This window comes from Streptomyces sp. NPDC058751 (genome assembly GCF_042746485.1).
In the GTDB taxonomy this organism is placed as follows: domain Bacteria; phylum Actinomycetota; class Actinomycetes; order Streptomycetales; family Streptomycetaceae; genus Streptomyces.
Genome location: NZ_JBHYPZ010000034.1, coordinates 80,713 through 103,323 on the forward strand (window position 1 = coordinate 80,713; position 22,611 = coordinate 103,323).

22 protein-coding genes and 3 pseudogenes are annotated in these 22,611 nt (G+C 73.6%); 5 read left to right on the plus strand and 20 right to left on the minus strand.

Annotation, left to right across the window (positions count from 1 at the left end; translation table 11 throughout):
- Positions 1–205 precede the first annotated feature (205 nt).
- Positions 206–1,804, minus strand: a complete 1,599-nt coding sequence (locus ACFW6B_RS28305) for a glycerol-3-phosphate dehydrogenase/oxidase (RefSeq protein ID WP_386600160.1) — start codon at positions 1,802–1,804, stop codon at positions 206–208.
- On the minus strand, positions 1,801–2,400 hold the full coding sequence (locus ACFW6B_RS28310) for a TetR/AcrR family transcriptional regulator (protein ID WP_386600162.1): 600 nt from the start codon (positions 2,398–2,400) through the stop codon (positions 1,801–1,803). The genes ACFW6B_RS28305 and ACFW6B_RS28310 overlap by 4 nt, the downstream gene beginning before the upstream one ends.
- Before the next feature lie 72 nt (positions 2,401–2,472).
- Here ACFW6B_RS28310 and ACFW6B_RS28315 point away from each other — a divergent pair, with 72 nt between their 5' ends.
- The gene (locus ACFW6B_RS28315; RefSeq protein ID WP_386600164.1) at positions 2,473–4,065 is read left to right on the plus strand and encodes an FAD-binding oxidoreductase; all 1,593 of its coding nucleotides are present in this window, start codon (positions 2,473–2,475) and stop codon (positions 4,063–4,065) included.
- Positions 4,066–4,199: 134 nt separating this feature from the next.
- Positions 4,200–5,081, plus strand: coding sequence for a YegS/Rv2252/BmrU family lipid kinase (locus tag ACFW6B_RS28320; protein WP_386600166.1), 882 nt, complete (start codon positions 4,200–4,202; stop codon positions 5,079–5,081).
- 29 nt (positions 5,082–5,110) lie between these two features.
- On the opposite strand, the gene ACFW6B_RS28325 is transcribed toward ACFW6B_RS28320, so the two are convergent.
- Both ACFW6B_RS28325 and ACFW6B_RS28330 read right to left on the minus strand, forming a co-directional pair.
- Positions 5,111–6,052, minus strand: coding sequence for an Ig-like domain-containing protein (locus ACFW6B_RS28325; protein ID WP_386600220.1), 942 nt, complete (start codon positions 6,050–6,052; stop codon positions 5,111–5,113).
- 218 nt (positions 6,053–6,270) lie between these two features.
- Positions 6,271–7,725: an MFS transporter gene (locus ACFW6B_RS28330; protein WP_386600168.1), complete on the minus strand. Its 1,455-nt coding sequence runs from the start codon at positions 7,723–7,725 to the stop codon at positions 6,271–6,273.
- A gap of 247 nt (positions 7,726–7,972) precedes the next feature.
- Between ACFW6B_RS28330 and ACFW6B_RS28335 the strand changes: the two genes are divergently transcribed.
- A complete protein-coding gene (locus ACFW6B_RS28335) occupies positions 7,973–8,767 on the plus strand; it encodes an SAM-dependent methyltransferase (protein WP_386600170.1) in 795 nt (264 codons plus the stop codon).
- A 369-nt stretch (positions 8,768–9,136) separates the two neighbouring features.
- Here ACFW6B_RS28335 and ACFW6B_RS28340 read toward each other — a convergent pair whose 3' ends face one another.
- The 13 genes and pseudogenes from ACFW6B_RS28340 to ACFW6B_RS28400 all read right to left on the minus strand — a co-directional run bounded on the left by ACFW6B_RS28340 (position 9,137) and on the right by ACFW6B_RS28400 (position 17,201).
- Positions 9,137–9,655: a DUF6328 family protein gene (locus tag ACFW6B_RS28340; RefSeq protein WP_386600172.1), complete on the minus strand. Its 519-nt coding sequence runs from the start codon at positions 9,653–9,655 to the stop codon at positions 9,137–9,139.
- Positions 9,656–9,697: 42 nt separating this feature from the next.
- Positions 9,698–10,024, minus strand: a complete 327-nt coding sequence (locus tag ACFW6B_RS28345; RefSeq protein ID WP_386600175.1) for a plasmid stabilization protein — start codon at positions 10,022–10,024, stop codon at positions 9,698–9,700.
- Positions 10,025–10,106: 82 nt separating this feature from the next.
- A pseudogene (locus ACFW6B_RS28350) lies at positions 10,107–10,594 on the minus strand (hypothetical protein); the annotation flags it as partial.
- 152 nt (positions 10,595–10,746) lie between these two features.
- Complete coding sequence (locus ACFW6B_RS28355) at positions 10,747–11,250, minus strand: DUF3618 domain-containing protein (protein ID WP_386600177.1); 504 nt, start codon at positions 11,248–11,250, stop codon at positions 10,747–10,749.
- On the minus strand, positions 11,247–11,618 hold the full coding sequence (locus tag ACFW6B_RS28360; protein ID WP_386600223.1) for a phage holin family protein: 372 nt from the start codon (positions 11,616–11,618) through the stop codon (positions 11,247–11,249). Before ACFW6B_RS28360 ends, ACFW6B_RS28355 begins: the two co-directional genes overlap by 4 nt.
- A gap of 173 nt (positions 11,619–11,791) precedes the next feature.
- Positions 11,792–12,241 (minus strand): annotated as a pseudogene (locus ACFW6B_RS28365) (HAD family hydrolase); the annotation flags it as partial.
- Between the two features lie 49 nt (positions 12,242–12,290).
- On the minus strand, positions 12,291–13,256 hold the full coding sequence (locus tag ACFW6B_RS28370; RefSeq protein WP_386600179.1) for an LLM class F420-dependent oxidoreductase: 966 nt from the start codon (positions 13,254–13,256) through the stop codon (positions 12,291–12,293).
- A gap of 96 nt (positions 13,257–13,352) precedes the next feature.
- Positions 13,353–13,694, minus strand: a complete 342-nt coding sequence (locus tag ACFW6B_RS28375) for a hypothetical protein (protein ID WP_386600181.1) — start codon at positions 13,692–13,694, stop codon at positions 13,353–13,355.
- A gap of 3 nt (positions 13,695–13,697) precedes the next feature.
- Positions 13,698–13,936 (minus strand): annotated as a pseudogene (locus tag ACFW6B_RS28380) (polysulfide reductase); the annotation flags it as partial.
- A gap of 75 nt (positions 13,937–14,011) precedes the next feature.
- Positions 14,012–14,314, minus strand: a complete 303-nt coding sequence (locus tag ACFW6B_RS28385; RefSeq protein ID WP_386600183.1) for a hypothetical protein — start codon at positions 14,312–14,314, stop codon at positions 14,012–14,014.
- A 238-nt stretch (positions 14,315–14,552) separates the two neighbouring features.
- Complete coding sequence (locus ACFW6B_RS28390; protein ID WP_386600185.1) at positions 14,553–15,572, minus strand: NAD(P)/FAD-dependent oxidoreductase; 1,020 nt, start codon at positions 15,570–15,572, stop codon at positions 14,553–14,555.
- Complete coding sequence (locus ACFW6B_RS28395; RefSeq protein WP_386600188.1) at positions 15,569–16,102, minus strand: isoprenylcysteine carboxyl methyltransferase family protein; 534 nt, start codon at positions 16,100–16,102, stop codon at positions 15,569–15,571. The genes ACFW6B_RS28390 and ACFW6B_RS28395 overlap by 4 nt, the downstream gene beginning before the upstream one ends.
- Positions 16,103–16,142: 40 nt before the next feature.
- On the minus strand, positions 16,143–17,201 hold the full coding sequence (locus tag ACFW6B_RS28400) for a type III polyketide synthase (RefSeq protein WP_386600190.1): 1,059 nt from the start codon (positions 17,199–17,201) through the stop codon (positions 16,143–16,145).
- Positions 17,202–17,343: 142 nt separating this feature from the next.
- On the opposite strand from ACFW6B_RS28400, the gene ACFW6B_RS28405 reads away from it, so the two are divergent.
- Positions 17,344–18,216: a UbiA family prenyltransferase gene (locus ACFW6B_RS28405; RefSeq protein WP_386600192.1), complete on the plus strand. Its 873-nt coding sequence runs from the start codon at positions 17,344–17,346 to the stop codon at positions 18,214–18,216.
- Between the two features lie 146 nt (positions 18,217–18,362).
- Here ACFW6B_RS28405 and ACFW6B_RS28410 read toward each other — a convergent pair whose 3' ends face one another.
- The gene (locus ACFW6B_RS28410) at positions 18,363–18,890 is read right to left on the minus strand and encodes a lamin tail domain-containing protein (protein ID WP_386600195.1); all 528 of its coding nucleotides are present in this window, start codon (positions 18,888–18,890) and stop codon (positions 18,363–18,365) included.
- 813 nt (positions 18,891–19,703) lie between these two features.
- Positions 19,704–19,907: a cold-shock protein gene (locus ACFW6B_RS28415; protein WP_037622929.1), complete on the minus strand. Its 204-nt coding sequence runs from the start codon at positions 19,905–19,907 to the stop codon at positions 19,704–19,706.
- A 483-nt stretch (positions 19,908–20,390) separates the two neighbouring features.
- Between ACFW6B_RS28415 and ACFW6B_RS28420 the strand changes: the two genes are divergently transcribed.
- Positions 20,391–21,950, plus strand: coding sequence for a hypothetical protein (locus ACFW6B_RS28420; protein ID WP_386600198.1), 1,560 nt, complete (start codon positions 20,391–20,393; stop codon positions 21,948–21,950).
- A gap of 115 nt (positions 21,951–22,065) precedes the next feature.
- Here ACFW6B_RS28420 and ACFW6B_RS28425 read toward each other — a convergent pair whose 3' ends face one another.
- Complete coding sequence (locus ACFW6B_RS28425) at positions 22,066–22,518, minus strand: hypothetical protein (RefSeq protein ID WP_386600201.1); 453 nt, start codon at positions 22,516–22,518, stop codon at positions 22,066–22,068.
- Between the last annotated feature and the right edge of the window lie 93 nt (positions 22,519–22,611).

Below are 22,611 nucleotides of genomic sequence, written 5' to 3' on the forward strand. Positions count from 1 at the left end.
GGAGACCTTCCACGGAGGTGGTCGGGCCGACCGGGCGGCGACGGCCCCGACCGGGTGCCGCTCCACCGGCGGAAGCCGCCTTCGGCGGCGGTCGGCCCGGTCCGACGGGGACGTCCCGCCCCGCGCGTCGCGGCAGGACGGCACGCGGCCGACCCGCCCTCCCGGTCCGCGGCGTCCTCGGCTTCCGGTGACGCGCGGCCGTCCGTCAGGCCGTCCGGGCGGCGCCCGTGTCGAGGGCTTCCCTCGCGGCGGGCACGGCGACGGTCCGGTCCTCGGGTATCAGGCCGATGCGGGTGCGCCGGTCCAGGAGGTCGGCCTCGTCGAGGGCGCCCTCGTGCAGCACGGCCCACAGCAGCGCGGCCCGCGTGACGGGGTGTCCTGGCACCACGGGCTCGCCGAGCCGGGGATCGCGGGCGGCGAGGGCGTGGACGGCCGGGGCCTCGGTGCCGTGGCGGCGGACGAGGTGGCCGGGGGCGGCGAGCGACCGAAGCCGGTGCGGGGCGGCCGCGCCGACCAGCGGCAGGGAGGCGGTCGTCGAGGGCCCGGCGCGCAGCCCCCGGACCACGACCGCCGCGTCGACGGCGTCCTGGGCCATGCGCCGGTAGGTGGTGAGCTTGCCCCCGACCACGGTGACCACCCCGTCGTCGGAGGTGAGGACCGCGTGCCGGCGCGAGATGTCGGAGGTACGGGCGACCTCTCCCGAACGGCCCGGCACGGTGTCGAGCAAGGGGCGCAGCCCCGCGAAGGCACCCACCACGTCGTCGCGCCGCACCGGGACGTCCAGGGCCGAGCCGACGACGTCCAGCAGGAAGCCCACGTCCGGCTCGGGCGCCTCGGGCACGTCGGGCAGGTCCCCGTCGACCGGTTCGTCGGTCAGGCCGACGTACACGCGGCCGTCGTCCTGCGGAAGAACGAGGACGAACCTGTTGCTCTCGCCCGGGACCGGGATGTGCAGCCCGGCGGGCAGCGGTCCGAACAGGTCGGCGCGCAGCACCAGATGGGTTCCGCGCGAGGGGCGGATCCGGATGCCCTCGACCAGTTCGCCCGCCCAGACGCCGGAGGCGTTGACGATCGCGCGGGCCCTGATCTCGCCCTCTTCCCCGGTCAGTTCGTCACGGACGCGGGCGACGGTCCCGCCGGTCCCGAGGACCCTGACCCGGGTGAGGATCCTCGCGCCGTGGGCGGCGGCGGTGCGGGCGAGCGCGGTGACGAGCCGGGCGTCGTCGGTGACCTTGCCGTCCCAGGACAGCAGTCCGCCGCGCAGGCCCGCGGGGCGCACCGAGGGCGCGAGGTGACGGGCCTCCACGGCGGAGAGGCGGCGCGGCGCGGGCAGGGTGGCGCGGGAGGTGCGGGCCGCCAGCCGCAGGGTGTCCCCGGCCCGGAACCCGGCCCAGGCCAGGGATGCCTGACCGCGTGACACCAGCGGCGTCAGGGGCAGCACGAAGGGCTGGGCGCGTACGAGGTGGGGGGCGGTGCGTTCCATGAGGACACCGCGTTCGACCGCGCTCTCGTGGGCGACGTCGAGCTGCCCGGAGGCCAGGTAGCGCAGTCCGCCGTGGATGAGTTTGGAACTCCAGCGCGAGGTGCCGAAGGCGAGGTCGTGGGCGTCGACGGCGGCGACGCTCAGACCGCGCGCGGCCGCGTCCAGGGCGACCCCGGCTCCGGTGGCGCCGAGTCCGATCACCAGGACGTCCACGATGCCGCCGCCCACGGTCTCGGCCAGTTCACGGCGGCGGCGGGCGGCGGAGAGCGACGATCCGGGGGCCGGGGCCGCCGGGCCGGACGGACTGCTCGTGGGGCTCATGGCGTGAGGGTCCTCTCCAGAAGGGTGCGCAGTTCGTCGAGAAAGGCCGTGCTGGTCAGTTCGGGGTCGTCCTCGTCGGTCATGGTCCGCAGCGACAGGGTGAAGGACTGGACCACGAGCAGTACGGCGCGGGCCTGCCGTCTCGTGGGCGCGATGCGCACGGAGCCGTCGGCGTGCCCCTGTTCCAGGGCGTCGGCGAGGAGTTCCAGGAGGGCTTCCTGACTGGCTCCGCGGCGGTCGAGCACGTAGGGCAGCAGGAGTTCGGGATCGACGTCGACGATCTTGCGGAAGAGCGGGTGGGCCCGGAAGCCCTCCGCGCCGGCCACCAGACCGTCCACGATCCGGGTCCGCGTCGGCTCGTCCGGGTCGGGCTCGGGCATGGCGCGGGTCGCCACGTCGATCCACTCACGGGTCATCAGGTCGCCGACCAGCGAGCGCACGTCGGGCCAGCGGCGGTAGAGCGTCATGCGCGAGACACCGGCGCGGCGGGCCACGTCGGTGAGGGTCGTACGCCGGACCCCGACGGCCAGGACGCAGTCGCGTACGGCGTCGAGGACGGGGTCGCCGTCCGAGTGCTTGTGACGAATAGGCGTCATGTGTCACAGTGTAACGCCCTGTGCGGCCGTGCGGGAGACGGCACGTCGCGACCGACCGATGAGGACTGGTTCATGGACATGCTGTGGAGTGGCTGGGGCGACCCGGCCAAGGCGGCCCCGCTGCCCGGCTCGGTGACGGGCCTGCTGCGGGACCTGCTCGGCGTCAAGCCGCGGGAGAGCGCCCCCCACGCCCTCGAGGAGATCTCCGTGCCCGGGCCCCCGCCGGCCCGGGAGGTCCTGGAGGCGCTGGCGGAGGCGGTCGGCGGCGCGGAGCACGTACGCACCGACGCGGAGTCCCGGATCCGGCACACCCGGGGGAAGTCCACACCCGACCTGCTGAGGATCCGCGCGGGGGACGCCGGGGACGCCCCCTCGGCCGTCGTCCTGCCCGCCACCCACGACGAGGTGCTCGCCGTGCTGCGCGTCTGCGCCGGACACGGCCTCGCCGTCGTCCCGTTCGGCGGCGGCACCTCCGTCGTCGGCGGCCTCGCCCCGGAGCGCGGCGCCTTCGTCGCCCTCGACCTGCGCCGTATGAACGGCATGCTCGGCATCGACCCCGTGTCGCGGACCGCGACGCTCCAGCCGGGTCTGCGCGCCCCCGACGCGGAGGCGCTCCTGGCCGAGTACGGCTTCACGCTCGGGCACTTCCCCCAGTCCTACGAGTGGGCGACCATCGGCGGCTTCGCCGCCGCCCGCTCCAGCGGCCAGGCCTCCGCCGGCTACGGCCGCTTCGACGAGATGGTCCTCGGTCTCACCCTGGCGACCCCGGAGGGCACCCTGGACACGGGCCGCGCCCCCCGCTCGGCGGCCGGCCCCGACCTGCGGCAGCTCGTCCTCGGCTCCGAGGGCGCGTTCGGGGTCATCACCTCCGTCACCGTACGGATCAGACCGCTGCCGCGGACGCGCGTCTACGAGGGGTGGCGCTTCGCCTCCTTCGAGGAGGGCGCCACCGCGCTGCGCCGGCTCGCCCAGGACGGACCGCGCCCCACGGTGCTGCGGCTGTCCGACGAGACCGAGACCTTCGTCGGGCTCGCCCAGCCCGAGGCCATCGGCTCGGCCGGGGCCCCCGTGATCGCCGGCTGCACGGCGATCGCCGGGTACGAGGGGACCGAGGAGGAGACCGCGCGCCGCCGTGAGGAGGCCGCGGCGGTCCTCCGCGCGGCCGGGGGCACCTACCTGGGCGCCGAGCCCGGCGAACGCTGGGCGCACGGCCGCTACTCGGCGCCGTACCTGCGTGACGCGCTGCTCGACGCCGGGGCCTTCGCCGAGACCCTGGAGACCGCGACCTTCTGGTCACGCGTCCCCGAGCTCTACGCCGCCGTGCGCACCGCCCTGACCGACACGCTCTCCGCCGCGGGGACCCCGCCCCTGGTCATGTGCCACATCTCGCACGTCTACGAGAACGGCGCCTCGCTCTACTTCACGGTGGTCTCCGCGCAGGGCGAGGACGCCGTGGCCCACTGGACGCCGGCCAAGGAGGCCGCCAACGAGGCCGTCCTCCGCGCGGGCGGAACCATCAGCCACCACCACGGGGTGGGGACGGACCACCGCGACTGGTACCTCCGGGAGGCGGGACCGCTGGGCGTCGAGGCCCTGCGGGCCGTCAAGCTGCGGCTGGACCCCGACGGCGTCCTCAACCCCGGGATCCTGCTGCCCGTCGACTGACGCCCGCCCCCGATGATCCGGCGGCGGCCCCGGGCCGCCGCCGCGCCGTCCGCCCGGGCCACCCGCCCCACCGCCGCGCACGGCCCGCGACCCCGCCCGCTCCGTCCCACCCGACACTGCCCGGAGGCACACCGATGCGACAGTTCACCGCCGTCGTCAATCCCACCGCGGGCGGCTCCACCGGGGCGGCGGCGCTGCTCCCGGTCGCCCGCCTGCTGCGGGAGGCCGGAGCCGGCCTGGAGACCGAGTACAGCCGCAGCCTGGCCCACGCGCGGGAGCTCGCGCTCCGCGCCGGGGAGCGGGGCCGGATCGTGCTCGCCGTGGGCGGCGACGGGATCGCGGGCGGGATAGGCGGGGCCCTCGGCGGGACGGACACCGTCCTCGGCCTGGTCCCGGCCGGCCGGGGCAACGACTTCGCCCGCGCGCTCGGGCTGCCCGCCGACGCCGCGGACCTGGCCCGCGTCCTGCTGCACCACGAGCCCCGGCGCGTCGACACCATAGGAGTGGAGTCCGCGGTGCACGCGAACACCGTGGTCCTCGGCAGTGTGTACGCGGGCGTCGACGCGCTCGCCAATCAGCACGCCAACCACGCGCGCGTGCTGCGGGGGGCCGCCTCGTACTACGCCGGCGGTCTGCGCGCGGTCGCCGGCTGGCGTCCGGCGTCCTACCGCGTCACCGTCGACGGGGAGGAACACCTCCACCGCGGCTACACCGTCGTGGCCGCCAACTCCGCCTACTACGGCTCCGGGCGCGTCATCGCCCCGGCGGCCCTGACGGACGACGGCCTGCTGGACGTCGTCATGATCCGCCAGGCCCCGCGGCGGCTCTTCTTCACCCTCATGAACGAGCTGAAGACGGGCGCGCACGTCACGCGGCCCGAAGTGGTGATCCTGCGGGGCCGGGAGATACGCATAGAGGCCGACCGGACCGTGCCCTACGGCGCCGACGGGGAGGTCGAGGCGACCCTCCCCGTCACGGTCCGGGTGCGGCCGGGCGATCTGGCCATGCTCTTCTGACCGGCCCGGCCCCGGTGCGCCGCCGCGGGTCAGCCCGCGGTGGTCTCCCCGCTCGCGCTGCCCGCCAGCCACTGGTCCCAGCTCAGGTTGAACGAGGCGTAGCCGTTGTCGGCCGGGGCCTTCGCGCGCGGGGAGCCGGTGACGGAGACCGGGTCGCCCTGCTTGACCTGGTTGTAGAACCACTCGGCGTCGGAGATCGACAGGTGGACACAGCCGTGCGAGCCCTGGGCGCTGCCGCTGCCGGGGTTCGGGTCACCGGTCGAGTAGTGGACGTAGGTCCCGGACTGGGTCAGGTGGACGTCCCAGGGAAGCGTCAGGTCGTAGTAGTTCGCGTCGCCCTTGTTGCAGCTGATGCCGACGCTGCACGAGGTCATGTGGACCTCCTTCTGCTTGTCGATCACCGCCATCACGCCGTTCCACGTGGGGAACTGGGCGCTTCCCGCGTTGATCGACAGCGTCCGTACGGGCGCGCCGTTCTTCGTGACCTTCATGGTGTGACCGGTGACGGACACGTCCGCGCGGACGTCGTCGCCGACGGTGAAGTCGTGGACGTAGGAACGCGTGCCGTAACGGCCGTTGCCGTTGGCGATCCCCTTCAGGTCGGCGACGATCTTCACCTTCGTCCCGCTCGCCCAGTACGACTTGGGCCGCCAGTCGGCACGCTTGTCCCCGAACCAGTGCCACGCGCCGGTCATCGGCTGGGAGCTGGTGACCTTCATGTGCTTCTCGATGCCGGCGCGCGCCTTCTGGGCCACCGGGTTGGTGAAGATCACCGAGATCGGCATCGCAACGCCGACCGTGGTGCCGGTCTGCGGCGTGATCGTCTCCAGCAGCATCGGCGGCCCGGCGGGCTTCGACGGCGACGGCTTCGCGCCGGCCGTCGGCTTCTTCCCCCCGGCCTTCCCGTCGCCCGACTTCGCCTTCGGCGTCCCCCCGCCGCAGGCGCCGGCCCCCGCCAGCACCACGGCCATGACGAATGCCGCCGCTGTCCCGCTACGTCGCTTCACTTCTCCCCCGACCCACAGTCGTGCCTGCCTCACTGCTCTTTTGGACCGCGGGCGCCGGTCCGCGGTTGCAGATGACGTGTAAAGCGCGGTTCAAAACCGGCCTCGGGAGGCTCCCGCCCGCCCCGGCCGGCCGGAACGCGCGAGTGCCCGGTGACCGTCGGCGGGCCGGACACCGGCGCCCGTCAGCGCGCTCGCGGAGCCGCGTCCACTTCTTCCGGCGTAGCCGCGGGCCCTCCCCCGGGTGTCCTCGTGCCGGAGCGGACGAGCGGTACCAGCACCACGGCGCCGGCCACCGAGATCAGGGCGACCACCCGCAGCACCCCGTCGACCGCCGGACCGTCGGCGGCCGCGCCGCCGGCGGATCCGCTGATCTCCTCCAGTACGGTCGCGGCCACCGTCACGGCCATCGCGCCCCACAGCACGAGCGAGGTGAGCACCAGTCCCGAGGCGGCCGCCAGCCGTCCGGCGGAGACGTACGACTGGGTCGCCGCGTTGGTGAGCGCCCAGCCGAGCCCCACGCCCGCTCCGACCACCGCGAACACGGCGGCGTAGAGCGGCAGCGGACGTGCCCAGGTCAGCGCGGCGAGCGCCACCCCGCTCAGCAGCAGCCCCACCGCCATCAGCACCTCCGCCCGCCACCGGTGCGCCAGGTGCCCCGACCAGTAGCTCGCCGCGCCCACCCCCGCCGACAGCGCCAGGAAGACGACGCCCGACTCCAGCGGCGACAGCCCCCGTGCCTGCTGGAGGTACAGCGCCGCCAGCACCGCGACGAGGCAGTACACGATGTTCGACACCGTCCCGGCCACCGTCACGGTCACGAACGGCCGGTTGCGCAGCAGGGACAGGTCGATCAGCGGTTCCGCCGCCCGCCGTTCGACCACCGCGAACAGGGCCAGCAGGACCACGCCCGCGACGAGGCACACCAGGCCGGCCGGCGAGCCCCAGCCCCAGTCCGCTCCCTGGTCGACGGCGAGCATGACGGCCGTCAGGCCGCCGGCCAGCGTGACGGCGCCGGGCAGGTCCATCCCCCGCACGGCCTCCTCGTCCCGCGATTCCGTGACGTACCGCAGCATCAGCAGCACCGCCAGCGCGCAGAACGGCACGTTCAGCAGGAAGACCGCGCGCCAGCTCACGAGTTCGGCGAAGGAGCCGCCGACGAAGGGCCCGAGCGCGGTACCGACGGCGCTGAAGGCGAGAACGGTCCCGACGGCGCGGCCCTGGCGGCCGTCGCGGAAGTGCGCCGTCACCACCGCCACCGCGATGGGCAGGACCAGTGCCGCCGCCGTCCCCTGGACCACCCGTCCCGCGGTCAGCCACGCCGCGTTCCGCGCGGCGCTGCACACCACCGACATCACGGCGAAGCCCGTCAGCCCGATGACGAGGATCCGTCTGCGGCCGTAGAGGTCGGCCGCCCGGCCGCCGACGATCATCAGGGCCCCGAGGGTCAGCATGTAGCCGCTCACCAGCCACTGCAGATCCGTGGCCGGTGTCCCGAAGTCACGGGCGATCACGGGCAGCATCAGGTTCAGCGCGAACCAGTCCAGCTCCACCAGCAGCATCGCGATCGAGGCGGCGGCGATGACGGCGCGGTCCCGGCGTGAGAACGGGCTCGTCGTCCGGCCTGCGGATCCGCTCACGACGACCATCCCCTGGCACGGGTCACTCCTCACAGCCAGCCTGCGGGCGCCCGCGGAGCCCCGCAACCGGAACCCCGCCCGCCAGGACGGACGGCTCCCCCGCACCGGTACGGCGCCCTCCCGGCCCGTTCCCCGCGAAGGCCCTCCGTTCCCTCAACTCCCTTACCGCGCCGACCACATGGCCGCGCCGAGTAGGATGATCGAACACTTGGCCTGCCCGCGTTCGCGTGGTGCGATGGGAGCTAGCATGACGATCGACCGACAGTCGTTTCCGCCGCTCGACACCAGCAGGGCACATCCCGCGCGGGTCTACGACTGGCTGCTGGGCGGCAAGGACAACTACCCGGTCGACGAGGCGGTGGGAGAGAAGCTGCCGCCCGAGGCGCGGGACGCGGCCCGGCAGAACCGCGAGTTCATGCACCGGGCGTCCGCCTGGCTCGCCGAGCAGGGCATCGACCAGTTCCTGGACATCGGCACCGGAATCCCCACCCAGCCGAACCTGCACCAGATCGTCCAGGGCATCACGCCGTCGGCGAAGGTCGTCTACACCGACAACGACCCGATCGTGCTGCGTCACGCCGAGGCGCTTCTGGTCAGCCGGCCCGAGGGCGTCACCGACTACATCCAGGCCGACGTGCGGCAGCCGCAGGACATCGTCCGGCACGCCCGCCACGTCCTGGACTTCAGCCGCCCGATCGCCCTGTCGCTGATCGCGCTGATGCACTTCATCCCCGACGACCAGGACGCCCACTCCATCGTCCGCAACCTGGTCGACACGCTGCCGTCGGGCAGTTACCTGGTGCTGTCGCACGCCTCCTCCGACGTGTTCCCCGAGCTCTCCGCGCAGGTCACCGCCGAGTACGCGAAGGGCGGCATCCAGCTCGGCTTCCGTACCCGGGCCGGGGTGGAGCGCTTCTTCGACGGCCTCGACCTCGTCTCCCCCGGCCTGGTGACGGCGACGCAGTGGGTCCAGGCGGCCGAGGTACCGGCACCGGCGCCGGAGGACAGCGGCATCTACACGGCGGTGGCACGCGTCCGCTGAACGGCACGGGGGCGGCGGACGTGCCGCGTCCCGGTGATCCGGTGATCCGCGCGACACGACCCGCCGTCGCGTCCATGCGGGTGGCATGCGGGGCGGCGGCGAGCCCCTGACCGCATGACCGGCGTTGTGCACGGTGCCAGCTCACGATCAGTCAGAGAGGACGTCCCGTGCGTCGAACCATGCTGTTGTCCGTCTGCGCCCTCGTCGCGGCCGCCGCCACCGGGTTCTTCACCACCAGCGCCATCCGCAGCCGCTGACGGCCGGACGCCCCGCCCGGTCCCGGACGGCGCACGACCGGGCGCCCCCGGGTGGGCCGGCCGGACCGGCCGGCCCACCCGGGGGCGTGCCGTGCGGCCGGTTCGGTCCGCCTCACCGTCGTCCGCGGTCGGAGTCGGCGGAGCCGTTGTTCCCCAGGCGCATCCGCAGGACGGCGGGAAGGACGAGCCACCACAGGAGGTACAGCCCGGCCACCCCCGCGACGATCCACGGCACGTACCCCTCGTCGTGCGTGGCCGTGCGCAGCACCAGCAGCAGGGCGGACGTCATCGTGAGCAGCAGGAGCAGCAGCCCGAGCAGGGTCAGCCCGGACGCCCACACGACGGCCTGCGGCTTGATGTGGCGGCCCGTCACGATCCGGTGGAACGCCACGGGGGCCACCAGCGCGCCCACGGCCGTGGCACCGAGGACGATCGTGACCATGTACAGCGTCTGGTCCGCGTCGGACAGCCGCCGGTAGGTCGGCTGGAACACCACGGTCAGCAGGAAGCCGAACAGGATCTGCACGCCGGTCTGGGCCACACGGATCTCCTGGAGCAGGTCGGCCCACTTGCGGTCGGCCCGCTCCTCGGGCGATTCGTCCCGCCCGTTCCTCTGCGCGTCATCCGGCATCGGCGGCCCTTCTCCCGGCTCTTCGGCGCCCCGGCGCGCCCCTCAACGGCCCAGCGCGTTCTTGAGCTGCTGCTTGCTCATGGACGAGCGTCCGTGGACGTCGCGTTTCCTGGCCTCTTCGTACAACTGGTCCTTGGTGGGGCCCTGCGCCCCGGAGTGCGAACGCTCGCCGCCCCGCTGCGACGCCGACTTCCGGTCGCGCAGGGACGCCTCGCTCGCCGTCTCGGACTCGCCCGCCCTGGCCCGCTCCTTGTTCACCGTGCGCGCCGCGATCTCCTCGGCGCGGCTCTCGGACTCCCCGCGGTCCTGCGCGCTCTCCTTGATGTGCTCGTACTGCCGCTCGCGCTTCTCGTTCGATCCCGCAGGCATCGTGCGCCCTCCTCCTGGGTGTGGCCCGTACGTGGACGGTCGAGTACCCCCGATGGCCCGCGGGCTCACGGGCCGCCCGGAAAAAGTCGATGGGCGGCTTCCCCTGGGCCTCCAGCTCGCCCTGCGCTTCCGCGCCGCCGGGGTCCTCGGGCAGACAGACGCCCACCACACCGATGTCGCCGGTGAAACGCACGGCGCCGATGAGCTGGTCGACCGTGAGGCTCGCGTCCTCGTGACCGTTCGGGTCGTGGGCCTGGTAGCCGACGCACTCGCACCCGTTGCCGGCCCCCAGACCGGGCGTCGCGTCCTTCACCACCTGCGCCGTACGGCACGCGCGGCAGCTTGGCCTGGCCGCTCTGGCAGGGGCCCGTCTCCGCGAACCCGTAGGCCGCTCCGGCGAGGGCGGGCTCCGGCCTCGAACGAGGTCCGCCCCTCGTACATGTGCGGATCGGAACCGCGGATGTTCGTCGTGGTGACCTTCACGAGGATGTCGCAGGGGTGCTCGATCCCGGCATCCAGGACGTCCTCGACGCCGACCTTGCGCGGGCCTTCGTACACCGCTGCTTTCATGATCTCCCCTTCGCCTCTGCGCTCGTCACGTCGAATCCCCGGCGACAAACGCGCCGAACGGGATCTTTCGGCACCGCGGGAGCCCCGGGTCCTGGGAACGTCGGGAGTCCCCGTGCCGCGACGGCACGGGGACTCCCGCGAGGCCGCCCGTCTCACCCCTTCCGGTGGCGCAGCACCAGCCATACGAGGACGGCGGCGCTCGCGGCCGCCAGAAGCAGCTCGCGGTTCTCGCGGACCATCCGCGCGCCCTGGGCCGTGTGCTGCCGCAGCGGCTCGGGAGCCTTCTCCTGCCACGCTCCGCCGGCCTGTGCGGCCTTGTCGCGCACCTGGCCCGCGGCCTGGGCCGCCTTGTCCTTGACCGGGTCGGGCACCTTGTCCTGGACCGCGTGCGCGGCCCTGGCCGCCCTGGACCTCAGCTCCTCCGCCTTGGCCACGGCCTGCCCGGCGACCTCGGCGGTCTTCTCCTTCGCCTGCCCGGCCACCTCCGCGGTCCGTTCCTTGACCTCGGCGCCCTTGTCCTTGGCGCGGGCCTTGACATCGGCCTTGTCGGCCAGTGCCTGGACCGTCTCTCCCAGCTCGGCGCGGGTCCGCTCGACCTGTTCGCGCATCTCGCCGGGTGTCGTGGCCGTCTGCTTGTCATCGGACGGTTCGCTCATCGGTGGGCACTCCTCTTGATCTCGGCCACGTCGGCCTTCACGTTCTCGATCGCCTGCTCGGGCTTCGGCGGCGCCGCCCGGCCGGCCTGCTCCTTCCCCGTCAGCGCCATGGCCGCGGCGACGAGGCCCAGCACCGCGGTGACGATCAGTGCCGCCGCCCACACCGGCAGCGGTACGGCCAGCGCGGCGATCGCGGTCGCCACGAGGGCCTGAAGCGTCAGGAACCCGACCACTCCCGCGCCCCCGAACAGACCGCCGCTCTTCCCGTAGCGCCTGCCCTTCTCCTTCATCTCCGCCTGCGCCAGCCGGAGTTCGCCCCGCACCAGCTCGGTGAGCTGCTGCGAGGCCCGCTGGACCAGCTCACCCACCTGGTCCGATCCGGCTCCGCGTGTCCGCTCGGCCGGTCCGTCGGCCCGCGTCCGTACGTCCGACACGGTGATCACCTCCTGTCCGTAGCCTGATTCGGCCGGAACCCGTAGCCGTGCTCCGGCGATCGCTGACGATCGGGTACCCCGATCCCGCCGGTCCAGGGCCGTTCCTTTCATTCCCGGTCGGCGAAGACGCTCGTGCCGAGGTTTTCGAGGAGATCCTCGACGTCCTGGTGGACCGCGTCGGCGCCCGCCGCCTCCAGGTCGGCCCGCGGGATGCCGCCGGACAGCACCGCCACGGAGATCACCCCGTCCCGTGTGCCGGCCTCCATGTCCCAGACGGTGTCCCCTACGAACACCGCTCGTCCGCTCGGCACACCGGCGAGGTCCCTGGCCCGTTCGACGGGGTCGGGCGCGGGTTTGCCCGAACTCACGTCGTCCGCGCCGGCCGCCCCGAGGATGACGTCGTCCGCGTCGACGGCGCGGCGGAGCGCCGAGAGTTCCGCGCCGCTCGCCGAGGTCGCCAGGACGGTCTCCCACCCGCGCCCGGCCGGCGCGCGCAGCAGTTCGCCCGCGCCTTCCAGCGCGGTCAGCCGGTCGAAGCAGGTGGCGTAGAGGGCGCGGTCGAAGATCGCGGCGCGCTTCTCGGTCATCGTGGGTGTCCTCGCCCTCTCACAGCTCACGCAGGGCGGGAAGCAGCTTCTGCTCGGCCCAGTCCGTGAAGGGTTCCTGGTGGTCGCCGCCGATCTGCACCAGCGCGACCTCGGTGAACCCCGCGTCGACGAAGGGCCGTACGGCCTCGACCACGCTCTCCACGTCGTCGCCGCAGGGCAGGGAGCCGGCCACGTCCTCGGAACGTACGAAGCGGGTGGCGTTCGCGAAGCTCCCGGGGCCCGGGAGTTCGGAGTTGACCGGCCAGCCGCCGCCGAACCAGCGGAACTGGTCGTGGGCGCGGGCGATCGCCGCGGCCCGGTCGGTGTCGTAACAGACGGGGAGCTGGCCGACCTTGGGCTTGCCCGCTCCGCCGTGCCGGTCGAACGCGGAGACCAGGTCCGGTTCGGGTTCCGTGGCGATCAGGAGGTCGGCGAGGTGACCGGCGATCTCGCACGAGTGTTCGCCCGAGACGGCGACGCCGATCGGCGGTGGAGTGTCCGGCAGGTCGAAGAGCCGGGCGTTCTCGACATCGAAGTGGACGCCGTGGTGGTTGACGTCGCCACCCTCGAAGAGGGACCGGATGATCCCGACGGCTTCTTCCAGCATGTCGAGACGGACGTGCGCGGCGGGCCAACCGCCGCCCACCACGTGCTCGTTGAGCCTCTCACCGGAGCCGAGCCCGAGGCGGAAACGCCCCTGGGACAGGAGTTGCAGGGTGGCGGCCTTCTGGGCGACGACCGCCGGGTGGTAGCGGGTCGTCGGACACGTCACGTACGTCATGAGCGGGATGCGTTCGGTCGCCTGCGCGGCCGCGCCGAGCACGCTCCACGCGTACGGGGCGTGTCCCTGGGAGTCCAGCCAGGGGAAGTAGTGGTCCGACGTGACGGAGAAGTCGAATCCGGCCCGCTCGGCGCGGACCACCTGGTCGACGAGTTCGCGCGGGCCGGCCTGCTCGGTCATCATCGTGTACCCGATCTGCACCATGTCGCTCTCCTCCTCCGTGTGGACGGGTGGCGGGACGGGCGGATCGCGAGGAGCGCCGGGCCGACGCCCGGACGCGCCCCGCCCCTCTTCTCCCGGCTACCGCTCGGCCCCGAGCCTCAGGTCGATCTCCTTCTCCTGGTCCCCCGACGCCGTGCCCCGCTCCCGCACGGCGAACGCTCCGTTCAGGGCCTCGCGCAGGAGGTCCACGGCGAGGCAGCCGCCCTGCAGCGTCGCGCTGACCGGGCCTTCCAGCGGGGCCGGGCCGGTCGGGATGCGGTCGTCGACGGGCGCGAACTCCGCGGTCCACACCGCGGGACGGGATCCCGGGGGGTCCTCGGGGACCTCCGGGGGACGGTCGGTGGGGAACGCCGTTCGCAGCACGTCGAAGACGGTGGCGGCGTCCTCCTTGGACGTGCCGGTGAGGGACACGGTGACCACGGGTCACTCTCCATTCCGCTGGGGTACGACGGGGTATTTCGGATCCTGCGCGGAGGCGGCTCCCGCCGCGAAGATCCCGAAGCGGGTGCAGGCCGATCCCCGAGCAGGGCGAGCCCGCCCGGCACGGCGGCCGGCCGGCTGCGTCCGCCGGCCGGCGCCGCGGTCGCGGCGCCCGCCGGGGTCAGCGCACGGGCGGTGCGCAGGAGCGTGCCCGCACGTCCTTCGCGCCAGGTCTCGGCCACCCATGCCGGGGCTCTGTCGGCGGTCGCGGGTCCCGCGCCTGACGTCGTTCGTCCGGTCTCCCTCGGTACGGGGCGTCAGTCGGACGGCTCGTCCGGCACGGGGTGCTCGGAGGGGGAGCCGTCGAAGCGTGGGGCGCCCCTGCGGCCGGTGCCCGCCTCGTCCGTGTCGGGGACTTCCGTGCCGGACTCCCCGGCTTCGTCCTCCGGGCCGCGGTGCCCCGCCCCGGTCGGGCGGCTCGCGGTGGGCCGCCCGGGCACGCCGACGGCGTCCAAGGGGTCCTCGTCGGGTGCCGCCTGCTGATCGGGCAGGTCCCTCGGTACGGGCTTCGGCATCGGCCCGTCACCGGTCCCGGGGCCGTGCGGGCGGGGCTCGCTCACGGGGTCCTCATTTCCTCGCGCGGGTGTGGTGTGACGCGCAAGTACCCCTCTCGTTCGTGTCGAACCGCTGGAGGTGTCCGTCGGGCCGGGCCGCGCGCCGGTGGGCGCGGTCGCGGTGGTGGCGGCACGCCGGGCGCTCGTCCCCCTCCGCGAGCGCGGGCGGGCGGGCAGGCAGGCACACAGGTGCTCGTCCGCCCCCGGCGGGGAAGCCAGTGCCTTCCGCCCGTGTTCCGCCCCCCTACTGCAGCGCGCGGACCGCGGCGGTGAAGACCGCGGGGAGCCGGGACGCCGTCGGAACGACCAGGCGGGCGGTACCGGGGCGGCGGCTCGCGGCCAGGAGGGCTCCGGTCAGCAGCCGGTGGCGCCGGGTCAGCAGGACCCACTCCCGCTCGTACTCCCCCGCGCGCCCGGCCGCCAGGCAGCGGACGGCGGCACCGGCCGTCGCGAGGCCGAGGGCGATCCCCTCTCCGGTGAGGGCGTCGACGTAGCCCGCCGCGTCGCCGACCAGCAGGACGCGTCCGGCGACCCTGCGGCGCACCCGCTGGAGCAGCGGTCCGGCGCCCCGCACGTCCGTGGCCCCGGCCCCGGCCTCGCGCAGCCGGGCGGTGAGGGCCGGGAAGCCGCGCAGGTGCTCGTCGTATCCGCGCCGCACGCGGCTGAGGACCGCGACACCGACCAGGTCGTCGGCGACCGGCGTCACGTAGGCCTCGCCCCGGCCGGACCAGTGGACCTCGACGAAGTCGGTCCAGGGCGCGACACGGTAGTGCCGGCGCAGCCCGTAGCGCCGGTGCGTGCCACCGGGCAGTTCCAGCCCGAGGCCCCGGCGGACGCCGGAGTGCAGCCCGTCGGCGGCGATCAGCCAGCGCGCCGTGAGACCCGCGGCGGTGACCGAGTCCGCGCTCTGGCGCACCTCCCCCACCCGGCCCGGCACGATCCGTACGCCGAGGCCGAGGGCGCGCTCGTGCAGCGCGCGGTGCAGTTCGGTACGCCGGACGCCCAGGCCGCCGGGGCCGCGGAAGGACGCCTCGACGCGAGCGCTGCCGTCCACGTACCGGATTCCGCGCAGTTCCCTGCCCGGGGGCTCGACGCCCAGGGCCCGCAGTCCGGCGACGCCGCACGGCATGACGCCCTCTCCGCACGCCTTGTCCACGGGCGCGGTCCGCGGCTCGACGACCACCGCCTCCAGACCGGCCAGCGCGCTGTGGATCGCGGCGGCCAGACCGGCCGGGCCGCCACCGGCCACCAGGACGTCGATCACGCCGGAACGGACCAGGCCGAGGGGACCGCACCGGCCAGCGCCCGGTTCTCGCACCGGATGCGTACGGTGAGCACGGCGGCGTTGGCCAGGGTGAAGACCGCCGCCGTGACCCAGGCGGTGTGCACCAGCGGGAGGGCCGCTCCCTCCGCGACGACCGCCACGTAGTTCGGATGCCGCAGCACCCGGTAGGGGCCGCGCGCCACCAGCGGCAGACCGGGCACGACGATCACCCGGGTGTTCCAGCGGAACCCCAGGGTGGCGACGCACCACCAGCGCAGTGCCTGGGCGCCCGCGAGCACGGCCAGCATGGACCAGCCGAGTGCCGGGACGAACGGCCGCCCGGTCAGCCACACCTCGGCGAGGCAGCCGAGGAGCAGGGCGGTGTGCAGGGCGACCATCACCGGGTAGTGGCCCCGGCCCGCCTCGATCGCACCGCGCGCACGGCTCCACCGCTCGTTGCGACGGGCGACGGCGAGTTCGCCGACCCGTTCGGCGGCGACGACGGCCACCAGCAGCGCGTACCAGTCCATGTGTCCGTCTCCCACCGTTCCATGTCGTGCGCCGGCCGAACTACCAGCGCAGCAGCACCATCTCGCAGGCGAATCCCGGCCCCATCGCCAGCAGCACGCCCGGGGTGCCGCGGGGCGGGCGGCGGGCGGCGAGCGTGTCGCGCAGTACGTGCAGCACGGACGACGAGGAGAGGTTGCCCACGTCGGCCAGATGACGCCACGTCACATCGAGTGCGTCGTCGGGAAGTTCGAGCGCCTCGCCGACGGCCTCCAGGACCTGGGGCCCGCCGGGGTGGCACACCCACGCGCTCACGTCCTTCTTCTTCAGACCGTGGTCGTCCAGGAACCCCCGTACGTCGTCGGCGAGATGGCGGCGCAGCACCCCGGGGATCTCCGGGTCCAGAACGACCCGGAAGCCCGAGTCCCCGACGTCCCAGCCCAGGATGCGGCCGGTGCCGGGATACAGCCGGCTGCGCGTGTCCACGATCGCGGGACCCGCGGTTCCGCCCGTGCGACGGGATCCGCAGGCCACGACCGCCGCGGCGCCGTCGCCGAACAGACCGGTGGCGACCAGGTTGGCCGGGGAGGCGTCGTCGCGCTGGAAGGTCAGCGAGCACAGCTCCACCGACAGCAGCACCGCCACCTCCTCGGGCCGGCCCAGCAGGTAGTCGTGCACACGGGACAGGCCCGCGGCGCCCCCGGCGCAGCCCAGGCCGAACATCGGCATCCGTCTGACGTCCTGCCGCAGTCCGAGGCGGCCCGCCAGCAGGGCGTCGACGGAGGGCGCGGCGATGCCCGTGACGGAGGTGAAGACGAGCAGGTCCACGTCGTCCGCGGACAGACCGGCCAGGCGCAGGGCCTCCCGGACGGCCCGGGCCCCCATGTCCGTCGCGGCCCGGACGAAGACACCGTTCGCGGCGCCGAACCCGTTCAGCGCCTCGTACTCTTCGAGCGGCAGTGTCATGTGGCGGCCGCGGACCTTCGCCGCGCCGTGCAGCCGGTCGAGGGCGCGGCGGTCGGCGCCCTCCCGCAGACACCGGCGGGCCACCATGTCCGTGATCTCGGACTGGTCGTAGCGGTGCGGCGCGAGGGTTCCGTGCACGGCGGCGATCCGCGTCATAGGGCTCCCGTCCGGACCGGCTGGGGTGGGCTGCCCATCAGGCCTTCCCCGGACCGGTCCCCCGCCACCAGGGATCGCCCGTCCGGCCGGTCGTCCCGTGGCGCGCCCGGACCGCGCGGAGGGCGCCTCCTACCATCGCCGGGTGGGTACCCCCGAGCACACGACGGCCGGTGACGGCGCGGGACGCGGGAGCGGCCCGGTGGCCGGTCTGGTCCGGGCGTGCCACCCGGGCGCCGTCGTGGCCGTCACCACGCTGACGGCGGCGCTGGCCGTGATCACCGGCCGGGGGGCCGGGGGCTGCGTCCTGGCCTGGGCCGCCGTGCTCGCGGGACAGCTGTCCGTCGGCTGGTGCAACGACGCGTTCGACGCGCGGCGGGACATCGCCACCGGCCGCCGCGGCAAGCCCGTCGCGGACGGCTCGGTCGGAACGGGCCGGGTGTGGGCCGCCGCGTACACGGCGCTCGCCCTGTGTGTGCCCCTCTCGTTCCTCAACGGCTTCCGGGCCGGTGCCGTCCACCTGGCCGCGGTCGGTGCGGCATGGGCGTACAACCTGCGGCTCAAGGCCACCCGCTGGTCCTGGGTGCCCTACGCGCTGGGGTTCGCCGCGCTCCCCGCGTTCGTGACGCTCGGGCTGCCCGGCCGTCCGTGGCCGGCCTGGTGGGTCCTCGGCGCCGGGGCCCTCCTGGGGATCGGGGCGCACCTGGGTGACGTGCTCCCGGACATCCGCGGTGATCTGGCGACGGGTGTACGGGGGTGGCCGCAGCGGCTGGGGCCGGACCGTGCGCGGCTGCTGCTTCCGGTTCCGCTGGTGATCGCGTCCGTGCTGCTGGCCCTGGGGCCCGCCGGACCGCCCGGCCGGCGCGAGGTGACGGCGCTGGCCCTGGTGTTCCTGGTGGCGGTGACGGGGACGGTGCTGGGACGGCGCCGGGAGCGGCTGGCGTTCGCGACGGCGGTCGTCGTGGCGGCGGTGGACGTGTGCCTGCTGCTGGGCGGCACCGGGACGGGGCCTTCCTGAGGTGCGCGGACACGCGGAAGACCCGCACCGTGCGGTGCGGGTCTTCCTCAGCGGGTCCGTCCGGCGAGCCGGGTGATCACGGGGCCTCTCGGCATCCGGTCGTCATCCGGCGTCCGGCTCCGAACGGGCATGCCGTCCGGGCTCGTTCAGTGGCCGCGGTGGTCGCCACGGTGGTCGCCGCGGTGGTCGTCACGGCCGTGGTGACGGTCGTGGTGACGACCCCAGGAGACGTTGTCGACGAAGCGGCCGCGCTCGGTGCGCAGGGTGGCGGAGTCGGAGCGGTTGTCCCAGACCTCGTTGCGGCGGTCCTGGAAGAGGTCGCTGCGGGTGTCGCGGCCGAAGCCGGTGTGGATCCGGACGGTGGAGCGGCCGGCGAGGCGGTAGTGGTTGAAGGTGTAGCGGTTGCCGTCGCGGTCCGACAGCGTCCAGCCGTCCAGGTTCACTCCACGACGACTGGAGTTGGTGATCTCCACCCACTCCGCGTTCAGGGAACGGGGGGAGCGGTCATTGAAGCCCGGCGCGTCGCTCTGCACCCTGCTGATCGAGATGCGCGAGTGGTCGAAGCGCGGGTCGGCGGCGGCCGAGGCCGACACGGAGGCCGAACCGACCAGAGCGCCGGCCGCGAGAGCGGCGGCCACCATGCGGCGGGCAGTGGCAGACGTGGAGACGGACATGAAAGCTCCTCAAGGTTCGAGAGCCGGCACACCCCGTGCGGGTCCCCTGTCCGGGGATCCGTGCGGTGCGACCCTGTGCGAGTCCCGGCCCGGTGGCCGAGGACTCATAACTTGCTGCACATCCCCGCCCAGGACGTGCGACACCCGACGCCTGTTACGAATTACGGACATGTCGGTTACAGATGCTTGTATCAGCCCTTTAACTGCTGAAAGCCGATGAGTTACGGATCATCATCGCCAACTCCCTTACTCCTGAAGCATTTAGGCGATAGTCGGGCATCTTCGGCGTCATCACAGCCCACCGGGCCGTCACCCGAAAGTGAGTAACGCCCTTCCGGTCCGATCCCGCCTCGTGACGGTCCCGCCTCGTGGCGGTCCCGCGAGCCGGTCCCGAGGGGTTCGACGCGGAGAGGGCAGGTGGGGCCCGGAAAGCGGACCTGTCGTCGACGCGGACGTGTCGTCGACGCGGCCGGCTCACAGGCGACGAGCCGCGGAATCGACGGGGAGGACCCGGCGCCTCGGTGACGGCCTGCGCGAGGTGGCCGTCGGGCGCGGACGAGGGAGGACGGCCGCACTCGGAACTCGGGCCGTCGGAGCATCGGCGCCGGTGGCGCCGGAAAAAAAGGGGGGCGGTGGTGCCGGAAAGGGGGCGGTACCCGCCCACCCGCGGGCGTGTCGCACGCTGCCGCCGTGTCAGTACGCGGCCCGGACACCCCGCTTGGGGAGAAACGGCGGACTCGTGTCGTCCGCCGTCCCGCACGGCGCCCCGGTCGTGGATGTCCGACGAGGCGCCGTGCGGGCGTGACGCGGGGGTCAGGCGGGGGTGATGTTCTCCGCCTGGGGGCCCTTCTGGCCCTGCGTGATGTCGAACGTCACGGCCTGGCCTTCCTGGAGCTCACGGAAGCCAGTGGCGTTGATGTTGGAGTAGTGCGCGAAGACGTCGGGGCCACCGCCGTCCTGCGCGATGAAACCGAAGCCCTTCTCGGCGTTGAACCACTTGACAGTTCCGCTGGCCATGCCAGTGCCTCTCACTCGTTGACGGGTCCGCACCGCGCGAACCCGGAGGTAATCGTCCTGGTCCTCGGGCACTGCACAGCAAAATGCCCGCACCACGGCGCGGGCAGGTACTGCGAACCACGACATCTGTCGGCGACGTTACACGGCGAAAGCGGCTCTCACCAGAGAGCGAGGTCCGTCGTGTGGAGCGGCACCCCAGCCCCACACGCCCCACGGCAGGCCGTTTTCCGCGCGCACACCCGCTCCCCGGAGGCCGCGGGAACCCGGCCGGCGCCTGTCCCACCGTCACGAACCACCCGTCAGGACGGCACCGAAAGGGAGCAGGCGCCGCCGCCCGTCGTGTCGGGTGCGGTCCACGGGGTGCCCGGCTCCCGTGGGACAGGTGGGTCGCAGAGACTCGAAGCAGGCCTTGTCGCTGGTCGCTGACTGTCCGTACGCTGACAAGTCAGGTAACTTCAGGCGTGATCGACGGGGGGAACCGTCATGTCCTGGGATCGACAAGGCACTCACGACGGCTTCATCGTTCCGCCGATGCCGGCCGCGCCGCCGCCCGCTCCGGCCAGTCCCTGGCGCGCCCTCGCGGTGGCGTTGCTGAACCTCAGCGGGCTCGGGCTCGGTTACGCCGTCGTGCGCCGCTGGGCGTTCATGGCCGTGTGCTGGATCGCGACGGGGATCCTGCTCGTGGTGGCCCTGCCCGCCGACCCCGACGGGGTCCCCGGTACCGCGGTGGTGCTCTACCTGGTCTTCCTGGCACTGGCCGCCGCGCACGGCGCGTCCGTGGGTCTGCGGACCCGGCTGGCGCTGCTGCCGAGCGCCTTGGTCGCGGCCGTGCTCGGTGTCGTCCTGCTGGCCGTGCCCGCCACGGGAGTCGTCCTGTACGACGGAGCGCGCGACGAGGCCACGGAACAGATGCTCCTCGACCGGCTCGACCGGGCCGACGAGCTGGTCGAGAAGTCCGGGAAGCAGGGCTTCTCGACGGGCGAGGCCGGCTACCGGCGGGCTCTGGCCGCCTACGGCGCGCTCGCGGAGGACCACCCGGGTTCACGCGCGGCCCGGCGCGTGCCCGACCGGCTCAGGACCTACTACACCACCGTCGCCGCCCCGTACGCGCTGAAGGACTACTGCGCCGCCGTACCGCCCTTGAAGTACCTGCGCACCGTGCCGCGCACCATGGACGAGGAGGCGCTGGGGAATCTCGCCGACTGGCCCGACGACCGGCTGGCCACCTCGCTCTACGAATGCGCGGCCGAATCCCTGGGCAGCGGCGGCGACGGCTGGACGACGCAGTTCGGCGAGCTCCTGTCGACCTTCCCGAAGTCCGCGCAGGCCGGGAAGGTCGAGCCCGCCGTGCGGAGCGCGGTCGACACGGCGGTCAAGTCCGTGGGCGGCGACGACCCCTGTGCCGCCGTGGAGGACCTCGACGGCCTCGCCACCCAGGTCCGCGGACTGCCCGGAGAGGAGGCCGGTCTCGCCGACGCCCTGGGCAAGGACGCCGACCGGGCCTCGCGGAGCGCGCGTTCGGGCGCGTACACCTGCGGCGTGGACCAGTACAGGGACAAGAAGTTCAGTGAGGCCGTCACCACGATGAACGCCTTCGCCAAGGACAACCCGCGCCACAAGAACCGGGCGCGCGCCCAGAAGATCGCCATCGCCGCGGAGGTCGCGCAGACCGTGCCCGCGGCCGGCAAGCGGCTGCCGACGACGGCGTCGGGCGGCAGCATCTCCGTCACGGTCAAGAACGACAGCCCCGACGACATCACGGTCCTGTACACGGGGCCGGTGACCGGGAGCTTCAAACTCAAGGCATGCGGGAGCTGCACCTCGTACTCGCTCGGCAGCACACTGGCGATCGGCTTCGAGCCGTGCAGCGACAGCGGCAAGAACTACCCGCAGCGGACCATCCGGCTGCCCGTCGGCACCACCTACTTCGTGCACAAGTCCCGGAGCGGCCTGGGCAAGTCCCCCGCCTCGGACACCGCCAAACTGTCACCGGGTTACATCTACACGGAGTGCGCGTACACGACCACGGGCCTCGGCTACTGAGCCGGCGGCGCGGGTCCGTCCGCCCCCGGCCGCCGGCGACGCGACGTCCGGGCGGCCTCGCCGCCGCGTGCCGGTGGCGGGGCGGCGGTCCCGCATCCCGGTGTTCGTCCCGGCGTCAGCGAAAGTCCAGCTCGGCGCGCGGGACACAGTCGTGCAGCGTGTACGCCCAGTCCTGGAAGTCGCCGACGAAGAAGGCTCGCGTCAGGAGGACGTCGGCGGCCCGCTGGACCCGCACCAGCAGGCCGAGTTCTTCGGATTGCGGTTCGCTCTCGCTGAGACACCACTGCTCGAGGCCCCGGCCCTCCGCGTACCTCACGAACTCCTCCTCGAGCTGGGACGGCACACGGCCGATCAGTCGAACGCCGCCGACACGGACCTGAGGTCCACGCAGAGCGTCGACCGCGACGGCGGCCAGGTCCTCCAGGCTCATGCCGAACCGGAGCGGACCGACGGACTCGTACGGTACGAGGTCCCACTGCGGACGCTCGGCGTCGTCAACGGCGGTCCACATCAGCGTGTTCCCCTCCAGGGCGTCACAGAACCACCTCGACGGCGGCCCGTCGATCACGGCGACCGTACAACCGCGCCGTCGCCGCCGAACCGGCCCGTCGCCGCAGGCCACACCGTACGGGCCCCACCTCACAGGACGGTGGGCGGCGGT